Raw genomic sequence first — 16,416 nt, 5'->3', positions numbered from 1 at the left:
TTTGCAGGGTTGACAAGGGAAACGGCAGTGGCTTCAAAGCAAGTGGCACAATCAACCGATCAACAAGCGAAATCCATGGAGGACATTTCCTTCTCCACCTCCTCAATGGTAAAGCTCGCTAATGACCTGGAAACATCTGTTGAACGGTTTAACGCTTAAACATCTCTAACCACCACTCTATTACTATATCAAGAAAGGGATTTTGCTATTCATGCAAAATCCCTTTCTTACTATTTTACTTAGTTGATTTTAGTTTCAAATCACCTTCATAAGGTATATGTTCCACTGTTATCGTTATATCTTTTCCCTCTTTATCTTTACCGATTCGTTTATAAGTGAATTTATTTTCATTAAGCTCTGTAAGTTCAAGAACTGCGCCATATTTATTTTCCCCTAGTGAAACATGTGCTCTTATCTTATTTCCGTGAACAACATCGTAATAGCCGTAATCACCATGGCTCTCACCGGTTTTAGCATCAAAAAATTCATACTTATTTGTTTTATCATCATATTTTGCAAGACCTAAATAATTCGAGTTATAGCTTGATACATCATTTCCCTTTTCATCCAATGCCACTGTTCCTTGCCATGGGGTGCTTGATAAAATTTTATCTCCATCAACATCTGTTTCTACGTCCCCTGTGTAAGTTTCCAAATTTTTGTCTGGATCTGTAAAGGAAAGTTCTGTTTCCGTATAAGGAATATGTTCAACAAACACTTCTACGTCATTTCCATTAGCATCTTTACCCATTCTTTTATAAGTAAACATATCCTTATTCAGTTCTGTTATTTCAACAACGGCCTGGTAACCCATCGATTCTGAAATTAACACTCGCATCTTCCCATTGGTAATAAAGAAAGTTCCCTTATCACCACGACTTTCTTTTGTATTTTTATCAAAAAATTCATATCTGGATGTTTCATCGTCATATTTTGCGAGACCAATAAAGTTAGCATTCTCCTTTGTTAAGTCATTATTATTCTTATCATAAACTTTTGTACCTTGCCAATTCGTGCCGCTAAGAATTTTAGTCAATTCCTGGCCTGCTGTTAACTTATTTTCTTGTTTACTTTCTTTGGCAGTTTGTTCCTGCCCCAGTGCACTATGACTGTCTTGTGCGTTTGTGTTACATCCTGTTAGGGCCAATGTTAATCCAAGTAGTAAAGATGATGAAATTTTTGCTTTTTTGTTCATTTTTTCGTCTCCTCATATCTTAATTGTGATTTTAATTTATTAGCGGTGCGATTGACATTACAAATTGAAAGTATCGCAATCTGGTTATTTTGCTCCTGCTGTTAATAAAATTTGTTCAATCTCTTTAAATCCTTTTTCGCGGGCATGTTGTAAAGGGGTAATATTATTATTATCAGGAATGTTGACACCTGCACCATGATCTATTAACAATTGCACTGTTCGCTGCTGTTTTCCATCACCATCATTCAAAATGATAGCTTCTAGCAAAGCTGTCCAACCAAGATCATTTACATGATTCACATTAATATCAGTTTTAGTTAGGAGTTCTTTAATAACCTCTACATATCCATGTTCCGAAGCAGGGATTAAAGCCGTTCCTCCATAACGGTTGGTTATGGACGGGTCGGCACCTGCTTCAATCGCAAGTTTAAGTATTTCTAGATAACCTTCAGCACCGGCATACAAGAAGGGGCTATTTTTCATGTCATCTTGAATGTTGACGTCTGCACCCGCTTCAATAAGGATTTTTGCTGACTCTGCATCGTTGTTATAAGTCGCAATCATAGTGGCGGTTCGCCCTGCCGAGTCCTGTGTATTAATATCTGCACCTTCCTCAATCAAACTCCTTAATCTCTCCGTTTCTTTTCGTTCTACTGCTTGAATCAGTAATTCATTCATTCCCTTTCCTGACTCCTTATGTTGTTTATTTGGCTCTCTTTCGCTATCTAAGGCACACCCTTGAAGGATGAATAGGCATCCGATGACAATCGTTAGCCGTCTCCACATGAAACACACCATCCTTTCATCTGCCCAAATGGATTTTCCGTCATCTTGATGCACCAAAAATGACTTGTGCTATAAATGTGTTTGAGGTAGCATGAGTATTTTTCTCCCTTATATTTTTTAGTTACCGATCCGTCTCCATTATATTAGTGCTTAATCTTAAACTCCCTCTAAAAAATTTCTTAAAAATTGATTAACTTATTCATAAAGTTTCTTAAGGTTTTATAAAAAAATCCCGTCACCTTCGTGACGGGTCATAAAATATACTATTTAAACATTAAAGCGATACCCCGCTCCCCAAACAGTTTCCAAAAATTTTGGATGTGCAGGATTTCTTTCAATTTTTTCACGTAGTTTCCTGATATGGACAGTGACAGTCGAAACATCCGCAGCCGATTCCAATCCCCAAATATTTTCATAGAGCTGCTCTTTACTTAATACTTGATTAGGATGCATGACAAAAAACACTAAAGTATCGAATTCCTTTGTTGTAAACGGGACCACCTCCCCGTTTATGTGAACCCTGCGTGCTGACTTATCTATTGAAATTCCATGGACATAGATTGAATTAGATTTGGGGTGACTTCCTGATAAACGTTCATAACGCGCTAAGTGCGCTTTCACTCTTGCAACTAGTTCACTTGGACTAAAGGGCTTTGTAATATAATCATCCGCTCCTAGTCCAAGCCCCCGAATTTTATCAATATCTTCCTTTTTCGCAGATACAAGCAAAATCGGAATATTTTTGACAGCACGTATTTGTTTGCATATCTCAAAGCCATTTAACCCCGGAAGCATGATGTCCAAAATGATTAAATGATAATTTCCTTGAAGGGCCTGTTGGAGACCTGCATCACCAGTGTGTTGAATATCGACACTAAAATCACTAATTTCCAAATAGTCTCTTTGTAATTCAGCAATACTGACTTCGTCTTCAATAAGTAATATCTTTTTCACATTTCCTCACCTTTCTTTATGGAAAAGAATACACTTGTACCTTTTCCTATCTCACTGGTAGCCCAGATATCTCCTCCATGCTCGTCGATAATTTTTTTTGCGATTGCAAGTCCTAAACCACTTCCACCTGTCAGGGAATTCCTAGATTGCTCAGCCCGATAAAAGCGGTTAAAAATATAAGGCAAAGCGGAAGATTCTATTCCATAGCCATTATCTGTTACTTGTACTACTACATCATATAGTCCTTCATGCAGAGAAATGGAAATGTGTTTTTCATCTTTATTCATATACTTTACACAATTGCTGATCAGGTTGGCCAATACGCGTTTCAGTTTCTCTCTATCCGCAGACACGTATATCGGTTTATTCAGCTGTTGAAGTTCAATTTGGATTCCTTGTTGAAGTAAATCCAGTTGAAGCTCTTCTACGTAGTCTTTCAAATATTTATCCATTCTGACCGTCTCAAAAGTGAATAGTTCCTTTTTTAAATCCAACTTTGAAAATAAAAACAATTCATCAATCAATGAATCCATATCCCTTGCTTTTAGGTATACCGTAGATAAATACTTATCCATTTTCTGTGGGGTGTTTGCTACTCCGTCTTTTATCCCCTCAACATATCCCATAATCGAAGTGATGGGTGTCTTCAAATCATGAGAAATATTGGAAAGAAGTTCTTTGCGATTTTCCTCATACTGAAGCTGAAGGTTTACGGACTCTTTTAACTTTTTTCTCATTTCCTCAAATTCCCTATTCAATTGTCCGATTTCATCATTCGAAGCCGCTTTGATTTCAAAGTTTAAATCTCCTGATTTTATCCGCTCCGCTCCCTCTTTAAGTATTGAGATAGGTTTGATGATGCTTCTTGAAACTAAATAATTTAAAAGTCCAATAATCATTACCAACAGTAATAACAATAGGGCGAATAAAATGGGAAATGACTCCCGAATCAGCTCGGCATAGGAACTTGCCTTTCTCATGACAAAAATGCTTCCTTCACTTTTATCCGAAAAATAAAAATCAAACTTCACATAAGTGAAAAAAGAGTCTTTCATTTTGATTGTGTCCCGTGTATTGATGTTCGTTTCTTCGAACATGGGAAGTGATTGAACCAAGCCTAGCTTATCAAGTGCGGGGGACGCATACTCAATGTCATTAACTTTTCTAACGACAATCTCAATATCTACATGTTCAATATTCTTCAGCTGCTCTTCGTTCAGAAGCTGTTCAGGGTTATTTTTTGCCAAAAGCTTTAAATCGAGAAACACACTTTCTTCTGCTGCAGTCAAAGGTTTTTGGAGATAAGAGTTTTTATATAGATGCTCTATCGATTTTACATCACCTGTTATTGCAAAAATAAGTAAAAATCCAGCTGCTAAAAATAAAGTGATGGAAATAAGAATTACGCCAACATAGGACAACAGAAACCTCATTTTTATTGACAAATATTTTCACCCCGTATCGATCTCCCGTTTTCTCTTTTATAGAAGAGTTCACCGTTTATCTGCTGTTCCTGCATTTCCATGAATAATTTTCTTAGAACTTAAAAAAACATATCACACAAATCTTAAAATTTTCTAAAATACTTGGAAAAAATCCTATTCTATTTTAGATCTATATTTTTTTATTTGAAAAACTAAATGCTAAAATCCGCTTCCTTACCGCCTACTGTCTGTCAAACCTCCTCGCCGCAAACATCTAGCGGGGTATCGAATAGCCAATTATTAGGCAGAGGTGACGCATATTTCTTCAATTTTTTGAGGTTTCATAAAATAATAAGAACCATGAAGAGCGAGAAAACGTTACAACTTGATTTCAGAAATCCGCTCCCATTCCGCCGTCTCGGCTAGCCAGTTTTTCGGCAGGAGTGTCGCATATTTCTTCAATCCCATTGGGTTTTCAGTATTAAACAATTAAAAATCATGCTGTATAACCAAGTCTTTATTTAGTTTACCTGTGGTTTTTTAATTTATGAAAGTTTCAGATGATTTACGAAATTAGCGCCTTTTCGCCGACTGTCTATCAAGCTTCCTCGACGCAAGCATCTAGCGGGGTCCCGTCTAAGCTTGTTTTTTGTTAAAATATTTTTTAAACACCTTTTATAATAATGATATTATTTATAAATTATCCAAGAATTATATATAGCTGCACTTCAGTATTTATCATTAGATACGAAATTAATTAGGCGAAACCTTTATCAAGCACACGGAAAAGATCATGAAGGTTTATTAGTTTACTATTTGTCCCGATTTGTGAGACATAGAAAAAAGCGAACTTCCCCTTAAGGAAAGTCCGCTTTTTACAAATTTCAAGAAAAGTTCACCTGTTCTTCTCATTAATTTGGCGAGACGATCATTTGGTCATCCAATCTAATATCGTCAATCGACCAAAACCAATTATTTTTCGCATTATGCATTCTCCATTGTAATTTCATAGAAGATGCATCTTCAGGAACCTTAATCGATTTAACTTCATACTTATTCAAAACATGTCCATTTTTATTATCCGAAGCTGCTTTATTATCATAAACGAGAACTTGTTGTTTTTCCCCATTATCAAAGACAGCAGTTACTTCAGCTGTTTGTGTTCCTTCTTGTTTATAGTGAGAAGCAAATCCTACGTATAGATCTTTTGCACCCTCAACTTTTACAGAAGGGGAAGTTAATGTACTATCAAAAAAGCCTTTTGATGCTGGTGAACCGTTATCATCCCATTCATCAGGATCCGCTACTGCTATAACACCTTGTCCAAGTTCAAATTTGCTACGATCTTGGTCTTCCGCTTTTGTCCAAAATTCCTTTGTTGTGAAGCTCCACCCTTGCCACTCCTCTGTACCAGCTGGCATATTCGAGCTATTTGTAACCGACCAGCCGTTAGGAGCTGTATGGCTCCAACCGAGAATGGAACTTGGAATGTTTTCATTCACTGCTGGCTTTAATGCAGAGTCCAATTGGTCAAAACTTTCTCCAAGCATCATGTTGACGAATATATTTATATTCTTGGAGCCAATTATTTGGCCTCCCTCGTAAGCAGTAATCGTGAATTGTGAAGAACCGGAACTTTCTTTACTAGGTATAGCTTTTATTGGCAAATTCTTTTCTTCAGATCCTGAGAGCTCATATTCAAGTTCATTGTGCTCCACACTCCACCCTTCAGGTGCATCAACTTTAATTTTTCCTTTTACACTATCATTTCCAAAGTTTTTCATCTTCACTTGGAGTGTAGTCGATTCACCTGTCGTTACTAAAGAAGGAGAAGCTTGTACAGAGACCATTTCCAGTGCTTTTGTCTGACCATCAGCCAGTAACACCTTTTTACTGCTATTGTTAAATGAATCCAGTGCTTGTACCTTAATTTCATAATCTGTACCTGGCTTAAGTCCGGCTACAGGGAACTCTAAATTCTTTGGCACAGGATCATGATAGAATTCAGAAAATGCGGTGAAATCTGCGTCTAGTTCCCCTGTTACCTTGTTTTTGGCCGTTATGTGATAAGAATGTACGAGCAAGTTATCTTTTGCCTGTGGAAATGTCACATTTAAACTTCTTAGTGTCGATTTTTCTTTTACAATCGAAGCCTTGTCTTTACCTGCAAAAGACGGTGGCAACTGATCTCGGTCGTCTGTATATTTAAATTTATTTTTTTTAGAAGGATTTTTTATTACCCATGGTTTTCCTGTCCAATCGTCTTTATGAAAGTCACGTTTTTTAATGATAACTTCATTATTATAAACTTCTACAATCATTCCTTGACTAATATCACGATATCCTTCTGGATGAAACCCTTGAAGTTTGCCCGGTTCCAATTCCAAATAACTTACAGAAGACGTGCCAACAGACGTAAAGTCTTTTTGATGAATCGTTCTGGGGTCTTCAAGTGGATAATGAGAATGGCCTGAAAAAGTAATAACTTGTGGATGTTTCTTTAATGTATCATATAAAAGTTCTTTGTTTTCCTGAGTCCCCCACAAGTCACTTCCATATACAGTGTCTTTAATGTGTTGATGAAGAAAAACAAAGATTGGTTGGTCCGGATTCTCTTTTTCCTGGAGAAGAACTTATCATATTCAGTAGCGTATCCATAGTCCGTTAAATCCCCAACGACAACAAAAGCATCCTGTTTAGGCGCAGCTTTGTTTAATTGATCCATGGCTGTTCTAAACTTGTTCATATCAGCAGTTGATCCATCATCAATATGTACATCACTGATTACAGGAAAAACGAGCTCCGGTTTACGTTTATTTTCTGAATTTGAAGATTCCGAGAATGCTTGTACACTTGATAATGAAGTTGTTAATCCTACCGTTACAACTGTCAACATTGCAGCAAATTTATTTTTCGCTTTCAAAATCAATTCCTCCTACTTATCGTTTAGCCCCATACATTATGTAATCATTTTGCAAAAAGACAAATATCCTCCTCATTTTTAAATTTTTAGGTAATTACCAATTAATACTACCTTTGCATTATTAATAAAATATAAGAACAATGTAATTTATCTATTAATAAATCAAAAAAGGCCTATGGCCCGTATTCGTTCCATTAATGGGAATGGGGTACTATCCTTTCACTGTGTATATACCCATAAAATGGTAAAATTTATACAGATGGTAAATGATTCCAAATCGCATAGAAACACCAATTTTTGTATGTTAAAGTCTAGAAGAAGGAAAGGGGAGAGAATATTATAAAAAAATTATTAAATATTGGGTTGGCAGTAACACTTGTTTTTGGACTGTTTTTGGACTGTTTTTTGCGATTGCACCCATGAATAAAACGTATGCCCTGTCCTATGATAATACAAATCCTTATTCGACAGGCTGTGTGAATAAAAGTCCAATCACCTATGAAACAGAATATATTTATAAAAACGGTGTGAAAATTGGATATGTTCAGCTAAAAGGAAGTGCGTATTGTCATACGGCTTGGGGATACTTAAAGTTTTATTCGGCTGCTCCGTATGATTATTATGCAAATGTTTTGGTGGATAGTTTTAATGGCACGACAAAGAGAGCATTTACAAGTTGTGCCAGTTCCGGTGGTAACGGTTGGATCATGAAAGGTCAGACGTCCTGTTATACTGCACAATTATGGAATTTAGATCCGTATAATGCTTTGGCCAAAGCAGGTATTTATTCATCAAGTGGGACTCTCATTATTTCTGCGAACACCGGTCGTTATTAATAGGTATAAAAGGGGGCCTGACAGAGAAAAAGCGTCTATAACAGTCGATTCCATGCAGTTTATTGACAAAAGGCATTCGGAAAGAATTTATTCCGAATGCCTTTTATGAATTTAATCGCATACCATGCTTTTTTGCATCAGCGAAAATACGATTGCAGGTAACTACTTAGTTTGAACCAAGACAATTTCGTCAATAATCGGAATCTCTCTTTTTAATAAAGATAAGAAAGTGTCTTCGATTATATTGTCGATTTCACAAACCGTTATGGCAGCACCATTGATTTTGGAACGTTCATTGGCCATACGGGCTATATTGAGCCCTTTTTGATAAAGAATATCCGATAATTCGGCAATAACCCCTTTTTGATCGGAATGGCGAATCACAAGTGTTGGCCGTTCTCCTGAAAATTTAAATGGATATTCATCGAATTCCTGAACCTCCACTTTTCCACCGCCTAAAGAGCTGGCCAAAACCTTTACAGTACGTGCGTCCCCTGTCAATTCTACGAGAACGGTATTCGGATGATAGCTTCCGAGCACCCTTTTCGTGAATTCATATTGTAAGCCATTTTCCTCAGCAATTTTTTTTGCATTTGGAATACCATCATCCATGGTAGATAACCCAAGAACACCGGCCAATAAAGCTAGGTCTGTACCATGGCCTTGATAGGTTTCGGCAAAAGAGCCCATCAGCGAGAACTTTACATATATTGGATTTTCATTTAAAAGCTGGCGGGCAATATTCCCGATCCGAACAGCCCCGGCTGTATGGGAACTCGAAGGGCCAACCATTACGGGCCCGATGATTTCATACGCACTTTGGTATTTTGCCGGCCCACTGCCACTAGTTTTTCCGTTTAGAATCTGCTTCTTTAATTTTTGCCCGGTCGGAGTTCCGGCAAGACCGCCTATCCCGGTTTCTCTCAACGATTCTGGCATTTGCTGCCCGACTTCATGCATCACATGGATCACTTCATCCGGTGGGATGACGCTGGCTATCCCGGCTAAAGCCATATCTGCTGCGGCTTGGGCGGTAATTGCATGTAAACCGTTGCGGATGATGCACGGAATTTCCACCAGCCCTGCAACCGGGTCACAAACCAATCCTAATGAATTTTTCAAAGCAATTCCGACGGCGTTACCAACTTGCATTGGTGTTCCACCGGCAAGCTCCACCAGGGTGCCGGCCGCCATCGCGGTTGCTGAACCGATTTCAGCTTGGCACCCGCCGGCTGCCCCTGATATCGAAGCTTTATTTGCAACAACTAAGCCGAGGGCAGAAGCAGTGAATATTGACTGGACAATCTGCTTTCGGGTAAATTTCCCGCTGTCAAGGGCGTGAACAAGAACAGCGGGCAAGATTCCCGCTGACCCAGCTGTTGGCGTCGCCACTATCCGCCCCATTGCAGCATTTACTTCTGATACAGCGAGCGCATTTGCTGCAGCATTCAATGTCCTAGGATTGACAAAGGAATTCCCATTTTGGGCATACTGATGAAGTCGGTTTCCATCTCCGCCCGTTAAACCAGTACGCGACATGACTGGACTTATTGTACCTCTGCGGACAGCTTCCTCCATTACTGTAAATTGTTCCGACATTTTTTCGAAAATCGTCTCCCTGGAACAACTTTTCTGTTGTACCTCTGTTTTGATCATTAATTCCGAAATAGTTGATTTTTCCTTCTTCGCTAGTTCTATTAACTCTTTTAAATTAGTGAAAGACATCCGATCACTCCTTTACAAGAAGGAGGTCCCCACGCCGCAAGCATAAGGACCATCCCCCCCTTTTGTTTACTTCTGTCCAAAATATTCTGCAACGACAGCTGCCATTGCTTTTGCCGCGATGATCAGGCTGTCTTCATTAATGACGAATTTAGGATGATGGTGTGGATAAACCGGACCAACATCCTGCTTTGCGCCAACATAAAACATACTGCCGGGAATCTTCTGCAAATAGTATGCAAAATCCTCCGATCCCGACATTGGCGGCGTTTCCACTAACGCTTTGATTTCAGGAATTCCGGCCTTTTCAATCCCATTTACAACCAGTTCTGTCATGGCTTTATCATTTACTAAAACAGGGTAATCATGTGAGTATATTAAGTCATAGGTAATATCAAATTCTTGAGCAAGCCCCGCTAAAATTCGCTTGAATTCCGTTTCCACTGTAGCACGAACTTCACTGGACATGGTTCTAACGTCTCCTTCAAGTTCCACGCTGTCCTTTATAACATTGAATGATCCCTTTCCATCAAACGAGCCAATCGTTACTGTCGCCATATCAAAAGGATTGATTCGGCGACTGACGATCGTCTGGGCTGCTACAACAAAGTGGCTTGCTGCGACAATACTGTCATTGCTTGTATGGGGCATCGAACCATGTCCGCCTTTTCCTTGGATTTTCACTTTGAAATATGACCGCCCGGCCTGCATTTCTCCAGCACGATAGCAGACTTCCCCGGTCACCGATAGGGACATGAGGTGAATACCGAAAATACTATCCACACCTTCTAAACATCCATCTTCAATCATGGCAATTGCTCCACCTGGAGGCGTTTCTTCCGCAGGCTGATGCAAGATAACGACGTTTCCTCTTAATTGGTCTTTCATTTCGATTAATGCTTCGGCTAAAATCATTAAATAGGCAGTGTGTCCATCATGGCCGCATGCATGCATAACACCTGGATTGCTCGATTTAAATGGTACATCTGCCTCTTCCATAATTGGCAGTCCATCAAAATCGGCACGCAGGGCAACTGTTTTACCAGGGAGTCCGCCCTCGATTGTCACAACCACTCCATATCCGCCAACATTTGTCCGTATTTTTACATTCTTATCTTTATAAAAATCAGCAATGTATTGCGACGTTTTTTCTTCTATAAAAGATAATTCAGGATGTTGATGGAGATATCTGCGAATTTCTATCATTCTTTCTTTTTTCTCTTCAAGCTTTTGCAATAGTTGATCTAACATCTTTTTCCCTCCTATTATTTTTCAGTTTTAACGGTAAGTATCACTAGACCGCATATTACAACGGCTATTGCCAAGGTGATAAATACAATGGAAAACGAGCCACCTGCCATGGAAATTAAAGCACCGAATGCCATTGGGGCAATAAAACCCCCAAGTGTTCCCCCCGTATTGACGATCCCAATGGATGACCCAATTACATTCTCAGGCAAAATTTTGTGCGGCCAAGAGAAAATTCCCACAAAGATCGTCGTTAATAAAAAGGTAAGCACATATAAGAAAGCAATGGAAAGGGCCAAGGAATTTGAGAGTACTAAACCAAGAAACAACAAGGATGAAAGTACTGAACAGCACATTAGCAGTAACTTTTCCTTGCCAGCAAAATATTTTGTTAATAATACTCCCGCAAATATGGAGGCTAACGTTCCTCCAATAGCGTTCACTGCCAGGATTATCCCAACCGTACTAATGGATAGTGCAAATTTTGTCTTTAGGAAAGTTGGCAGCCATGACATATTTCCATAAAAAGCCACATTCGCCAGCAGCATGGCAACGAATAAAATAATTACATTTCGATTAGAAACCACTGACTTAAAACTAACTTGTTTCTTTTCAATCTTCGTTTTGGCAGTTGGTTGGCTATTAGGTACCAATAAAGCAACCATAAGTAAAGCAATGGCAAAAAATGTCCCCAGTGCATAGTAGGCATATTGCCAATTTAAGTCAATCAGCCGTGCCCCGATTACAAAAGCAAAAATTCCGCCAATTCCACTCGTTGACAAAATGAGCGATTGAATAAAAGTCCGTCTTGTTTTCGGGAAATTTTCGGCGATTCCTTTTGAACAGCTTGGAGGATAGCCTGCATGGCCAATACCAGCCAAGAAACGAATCAAAATAAACATCAATAAGCTTCCAGCAAGGCCAAATGCAAATGAAAATATCGTAATGAGCGAAAGCGAAAGCATTAGTACCTTTTTATAGCCAATCCTATCTGCGAGCCATCCCCCGGGTATCTGCATTAACGAATAACCCAAGAAAAATAAACTCATTATCAAACCGGTTTGACTTGTTGTTAAATGGAATTGTTCTGCAATTGGGATAATTGCAGTCGAAATCATGTTTTTGTCCATGTAAATCATGGAATATCCAGCCATTAAAGCTGTAGTCAACAAAACTCCACGTGGATATTTTTCCTTAGATACCGAAAGTTTTGCTTCGCTTTGCTTTTTAATAGCTCCTTGAGAAACAGACATAAAAGGCTACCTCCGAAATAATATTTATGTAATCGCTTTCTTGCCTTTATTATAAATTTTTAAATTATTGAAAACATTCCAATCATTGTCGAAAACATATCCTTCATTTGCCCTTTTTCATTACTTCGCTTAATCAAACAACAAAAAAAGACCATTAAGTTTTAACCTAATGGCCTAATTTCAAAGAGATGAATGGCATTTAACGTCAAGGTGGATTGCAATAAGAGCTCCGATTCAATGTTTTCCTCATAGATTTGCAAATCTGGATAGGCTCGCTGCTTAAGATACGTAATAATCTCTTGATCATAGATATACTGTTGATTGAGATTGAGCCAATTAAAGTAAAAAGCACCGTTATTTCTATCGAGAATGTATTTGCGAATTTGATAAGTGCCAGAAGGCAACCCTGAAATCATGATTTTCTTTTCCTTTGTTAAAGAGCTCAAAAAGAAACTTTCGACAGAATAAGTGGGATTAACATAGGAATTGTTATAAATTGCTAATTGGTACCCTTGTTTCCCCTTCGTCAGTACAAAGTCCTCCCCTTCAGCTAAAATTTCTTGCCCAATTTTTGCGATTAATTGGATGTTAAAAAACGCCGGACGTTTTATTTGATAATAATAAAGGAGAGCAATTCCATTCATAGCAATATTTTCGTTATCCATATTACTTTTTTCTAACGAATGGGTATCAATCCAGAATCCCAAACCGGAAATCTCTTTTACAACATCAAGCATGTCTTTAAAAATGAGAGCTGATCGAAAAAAAGTTCCGCTTAAATTTACTGTATTACCGTATAGTGTATTCCAGTTTGTCAGGTAAATGGGTGTACCAGCCAAGCCAGCTGACGAAAGGTTCGCTTTTAATTCCATACACGATTTCTTTATATGATCTTTTACTCCCTTAAAGGAACTGTTATCCATATCGGTAAAGTCAACTTGTTCATTTGGATTGCAGCTAAAGCACACCAGATCAATTTGGTCCATTTGCTTTAAAAATTCAGTAACAGGGACTGATAATCCTTTTTCTAAGGAAAATGGCACATGAACTCCGACTTTTGCGGTGGAAGCCCTCTTTTTCACAGTTTGAAAGTATTGTTGATAAAAAGTCCGTGCTGTTTGATCCCACTTTGCGAAAACCAATTCAAATTGCCATTTCCCGACAAAGGCATCGCCAAAATAACTGACAGCATGCTGTAAAAATTCATCTAACATCTTTATATAATCCTGACAGCTTACGACTTCCTTTTCAAATTCCACACTAATGAATGGAATTAAACCCAGTCTTTGAAACTCGTTAAATAACGCATCAATCTTATAATATGGCCCCCCTATTTGCAAAAGCGGGTCCATTATCGTAAACGAGGGGGAAAATAGGTTCGTGAAATAGGCATATTCAAAATGCAGCTGCTCCTGAATTAGCTTTAATTCTGCTTGGACCTCTTCATTTAAGGCATATTCCAGCTGTCCCATCACCAGTAATCGCTGGGCTTTATCCCGGACAAGAACAGGTTCTTCCGGGAGGTTGATATGAACCGTCGAACTCCCCGATTCTTTCACTGTAACATTTCGGTCCTTTTGCGAAATATACTTGCTCAATTCAATTAAAAAGTGCGGTGAATTCACCAAGGTATATTGTTCGCTTATATTATTTACTTCCTGGAAAGGTTCTTTTTTATGAAGACCTCGATATTCGGCAGGTGTTTGATTGTACATTTCCTTAAAAGCCTTGTTAAAAGCTTTCACATTAGGAAAACCATTATTTAACGAGACTTTCATGATGTTATGATCGGTATATAATAGCTCATGAACAGCTGATTTCAAACGGGTTTGCTTTACATATTGTGAAAAACTGACACCAACAGCCTGCTTGAAATAACGGGACAAATAGTAAAGTGATAAATATTGCCGTTTAGCAATATCTTCCAAAGACATCTGTTTGCGATAATTTTTTTCAATAAAAGTAAGGATGTCCCTAATTCTATCATCCTTCATTTCAATAAATCGATTGTGACCGAGATGTGTGGTTTTGAAATTCCGGATAAGGAGTGTAACTAGCTTGTATATCAGGCTGTTGATTTCAAGTACACTTCCATCCTGCTCTTGGTAATGTGCGATCAAAATTTCAGCCAAGAGTTGACGGATTTGATCAAAAAGAAGATATAACCCATTATCCTCTTTGGATGAATGGCAGTCGAAATAACACACATGAATATCCTGATAAAGCTGCTCGATGGAATTAAGGGGAATTTGCAGCAATAGAACCACATTGTCTTCATGCCCCTTTACGGAATGGACATCATTGGCATTAATTAGCAGGAGATCATTTTCCGCCAAATGCCAGGAATCTTGATTGACCATGACCTCGACTTCTCCCCGGATTACGAAAAGAATTTCAATTCCTAAATGGATATGCTGAGAGTGATGGCGAATATTTTGCAAACTGATTTGATAAGAATCTTCTATTACTGTTCCAGACATGAACATTCACCTTTTTTACTGGGATTTTACCACTGCCCATCAAGCTTTAGTAAATCATTATCATACGTTATTTTTATGTAATAAGATGGTAAGTAAGGCTTCTAACTCTTATAGTAAGAAAAAGCAGCTCCCCGCTTATTGAAGTAAGGCAGTTAGAACAATAAGGGATGAGCCATACAACAGTCACATTAAAAGCATGTGATATAAATTTTCATAACCAGTGTTTTGGATATTGTCTTGTTTGAAATAAATTATTATAAATCATCGATATAAAAACTAATAATAAAGTACCTATTACAATTGAAGTCAGGAATCCCCAACCAGCTTGAGAATTGATCGAAACAAGGGCACTAGCTGCTGCGGGCGGGTGAACGGTTTTTGTAAAAGTCATTATAATTAATACAATGGCCAATACGAGACCGATAATGAATAAGCTTTTACCAAAGATGCTCCAAATGATAAGAGCTATTGTTGTAGAGATTATATGTCCTCCAATAACATTACGGGGTTGTGACAAGAGACTTTTATGCGCACCAAAAACAATGACACAGCTCGCCCCAAGAGGAGCTAATGCCATCGGATACCCTAAATAGACAGCTATAAAACTAATAATGATTATAGCAATGAGCCCACCTATAGCTGAAACAAAGGAATCGATATAATCAATCCTATCCTTTTCTCTAGCTTCGCCCTTCATTTTCTTTAAATATGCTGTTAAACCTATGTTTTGTTGATTGCTCCAACTTTTTTCAACACTTTTTTCGAATTCCATAATGTCTATTTTCCTCACGTTTTCTAAGTAAGTCGACAGGGTTTTTATATATTGTTATCTTACAGGAAAACAATGAATTTTTAAATACATATCTGAATATTCATTTATTGATTCCCGTAAAACAGTTACCCCCCCCCACTTTTTGTCTGTGAACCTTTCAATATTCCTTGGCATATCATTAAGGATTTACTGTAAAAGAGAGTATAGATTAGTATCAAATGAAACATCATTTTGGTACATATAATTTCTTAATATCCCTTCCTTTTTGAAACCTAAATTAATCAACAATTTGTTGGATGCTTTATTTTCAATAAAAACAATTGCTCCAATACGCGTTAATTCAAGCTCTTTAAAACCATAAGAAATCACCTTACTGACAGCTTCTGTTGCATAACCGTTACCCCAATATTTTGGAAAAAGTGCATAGCTCAGTTCTGCTCTTTTATGTTCATGAGACCATTCTTGAAATCCAATCGTTCCAATAATGCCCTCCTTTCCTTTCCATTCAATTCCCCATTTAATTCCATGTTTTTCTTCGAAACTCTTTGAAAAATTCCTAATGATTTGCTTCACCTGATCTGTATTTGTTAATGGAGTTTGCCCATAATATCTTAATACATCTGGATTGGAAAAACATTTTAATAGATCTGCTGCATCACCTTCAACCAATTCTCTCAAGACCAACCGCTTTGTTTCTAAAATCGGAAACATTTTTCCACTCCCTTTGCTATAATTTCGTACCAGCGGCGCACCTCAATAACACCCGTACCCAATACTTCCATATAAACCGGCTGCCTTATAATTAAGAACACACCCCTTAGCT

14 protein-coding genes are annotated in these 16,416 nt (G+C 38.0%); 2 read left to right on the top strand and 12 right to left on the bottom strand.

All coding sequences use genetic code 11. The features are described from left to right. Positions 1-27: 27 nt before the first annotated feature. Positions 28-159 carry a hypothetical protein gene (locus tag AC1DIV_RS06710; RefSeq protein ID WP_328138344.1) on the top strand — a complete coding sequence of 44 codons (132 nt, stop codon included), beginning with the start codon at positions 28-30 and terminating at the stop codon, positions 157-159. 76 nt (positions 160-235) lie between these two features. On the opposite strand, the gene AC1DIV_RS06705 is transcribed toward AC1DIV_RS06710, so the two are convergent. From AC1DIV_RS06705 to AC1DIV_RS06680, 6 genes are all read right to left on the bottom strand, one after another. Continuing rightward, positions 236-1,195: a DUF4822 domain-containing protein gene (locus AC1DIV_RS06705; RefSeq protein WP_477576044.1), complete on the bottom strand. Its 960-nt coding sequence runs from the start codon at positions 1,193-1,195 to the stop codon at positions 236-238. 84 nt (positions 1,196-1,279) lie between these two features. Further along, positions 1,280-1,981, bottom strand: coding sequence for an ankyrin repeat domain-containing protein (locus AC1DIV_RS06700; RefSeq protein ID WP_323597198.1), 702 nt, complete (start codon positions 1,979-1,981; stop codon positions 1,280-1,282). 267 nt (positions 1,982-2,248) lie between these two features. Then, a complete protein-coding gene (locus AC1DIV_RS06695) occupies positions 2,249-2,935 on the bottom strand; it encodes a response regulator transcription factor (protein ID WP_034307161.1) in 687 nt (228 codons plus the stop codon). Next, positions 2,932-4,380 (bottom strand): sensor histidine kinase, encoded by a 1,449-nt coding sequence (locus AC1DIV_RS06690; RefSeq protein WP_340876578.1) that lies wholly within the window; start codon positions 4,378-4,380, stop codon positions 2,932-2,934. The genes AC1DIV_RS06695 and AC1DIV_RS06690 overlap by 4 nt, the downstream gene beginning before the upstream one ends. 890 nt (positions 4,381-5,270) lie before the next feature. Then, a complete protein-coding gene (locus tag AC1DIV_RS06685) occupies positions 5,271-6,905 on the bottom strand; it encodes a hypothetical protein (RefSeq protein ID WP_477576042.1) in 1,635 nt (544 codons plus the stop codon). Continuing rightward, complete coding sequence (locus tag AC1DIV_RS06680; RefSeq protein WP_477576040.1) at positions 6,860-7,282, bottom strand: metallophosphoesterase; 423 nt, start codon at positions 7,280-7,282, stop codon at positions 6,860-6,862. The genes AC1DIV_RS06685 and AC1DIV_RS06680 overlap by 46 nt, the downstream gene beginning before the upstream one ends. Before the next feature lie 419 nt (positions 7,283-7,701). On the opposite strand from AC1DIV_RS06680, the gene AC1DIV_RS06675 reads away from it, so the two are divergent. Beyond that, a complete protein-coding gene (locus tag AC1DIV_RS06675) occupies positions 7,702-8,118 on the top strand; it encodes a DUF2690 domain-containing protein (RefSeq protein WP_340876580.1) in 417 nt (138 codons plus the stop codon). A gap of 162 nt (positions 8,119-8,280) precedes the next feature. Here AC1DIV_RS06675 and sdaAA read toward each other — a convergent pair whose 3' ends face one another. The 6 genes from sdaAA to AC1DIV_RS06645 all read right to left on the bottom strand — a co-directional run bounded on the left by sdaAA (position 8,281) and on the right by AC1DIV_RS06645 (position 16,304). Continuing rightward, positions 8,281-9,843 carry an L-serine ammonia-lyase, iron-sulfur-dependent, subunit alpha gene (sdaAA, locus tag AC1DIV_RS06670; RefSeq protein ID WP_445670123.1) on the bottom strand — a complete coding sequence of 521 codons (1,563 nt, stop codon included), beginning with the start codon at positions 9,841-9,843 and terminating at the stop codon, positions 8,281-8,283. 66 nt (positions 9,844-9,909) lie between these two features. After that, entirely contained in the window at positions 9,910-11,091 is a 1,182-nt protein-coding gene (locus AC1DIV_RS06665) for an amidohydrolase (RefSeq protein ID WP_477576038.1), read from the bottom strand. A gap of 14 nt (positions 11,092-11,105) precedes the next feature. Then, positions 11,106-12,341, bottom strand: coding sequence for an MFS transporter (locus AC1DIV_RS06660; protein ID WP_340876582.1), 1,236 nt, complete (start codon positions 12,339-12,341; stop codon positions 11,106-11,108). A gap of 161 nt (positions 12,342-12,502) precedes the next feature. Further along, on the bottom strand, positions 12,503-14,821 hold the full coding sequence (locus tag AC1DIV_RS06655; RefSeq protein ID WP_340876583.1) for a helix-turn-helix domain-containing protein: 2,319 nt from the start codon (positions 14,819-14,821) through the stop codon (positions 12,503-12,505). A 211-nt stretch (positions 14,822-15,032) separates the two neighbouring features. Then, positions 15,033-15,593: an HPP family protein gene (locus AC1DIV_RS06650; protein ID WP_034307163.1), complete on the bottom strand. Its 561-nt coding sequence runs from the start codon at positions 15,591-15,593 to the stop codon at positions 15,033-15,035. A gap of 186 nt (positions 15,594-15,779) precedes the next feature. After that, positions 15,780-16,304: a GNAT family N-acetyltransferase gene (locus tag AC1DIV_RS06645; RefSeq protein ID WP_095395816.1), complete on the bottom strand. Its 525-nt coding sequence runs from the start codon at positions 16,302-16,304 to the stop codon at positions 15,780-15,782. Between the last annotated feature and the right edge of the window lie 112 nt (positions 16,305-16,416).

It is taken from the genome of Peribacillus sp. 05N428, assembly GCF_056397085.1.
This window is presented reverse-complemented; position numbering and strand designations above follow the sequence as displayed.

Excerpts from the sequence above, each read along its gene's own strand:
- AC1DIV_RS06650 (WP_034307163.1), bottom strand. The coding sequence starts at position 15,593 with ATGGAATTCGAAAAAAGTGTTGAAAAAAGTTGGAGCAATCAACAAAAC.
- AC1DIV_RS06660 (WP_340876582.1), bottom strand. The coding sequence starts at position 12,341 with ATGTCTGTTTCTCAAGGAGCTATTAAAAAGCAAAGCGAAGCAAAACTT.
- AC1DIV_RS06700 (WP_323597198.1), bottom strand. The coding sequence starts at position 1,981 with ATGTGGAGACGGCTAACGATTGTCATCGGATGCCTATTCATCCTTCAA.
- AC1DIV_RS06675 (WP_340876580.1), top strand. The coding sequence starts at position 7,702 with ATGAATAAAACGTATGCCCTGTCCTATGATAATACAAATCCTTATTCG.
- AC1DIV_RS06645 (WP_095395816.1), bottom strand. The coding sequence starts at position 16,304 with ATGTTTCCGATTTTAGAAACAAAGCGGTTGGTCTTGAGAGAATTGGTT.
- AC1DIV_RS06665 (WP_477576038.1), bottom strand. The coding sequence starts at position 11,091 with ATGTTAGATCAACTATTGCAAAAGCTTGAAGAGAAAAAAGAAAGAATG.
- sdaAA (WP_445670123.1), bottom strand. The coding sequence starts at position 9,843 with ATGTCTTTCACTAATTTAAAAGAGTTAATAGAACTAGCGAAGAAGGAA.
- AC1DIV_RS06655 (WP_340876583.1), bottom strand. The coding sequence starts at position 14,821 with ATGTCTGGAACAGTAATAGAAGATTCTTATCAAATCAGTTTGCAAAAT.
- AC1DIV_RS06705 (WP_477576044.1), bottom strand. The coding sequence starts at position 1,195 with ATGAACAAAAAAGCAAAAATTTCATCATCTTTACTACTTGGATTAACA.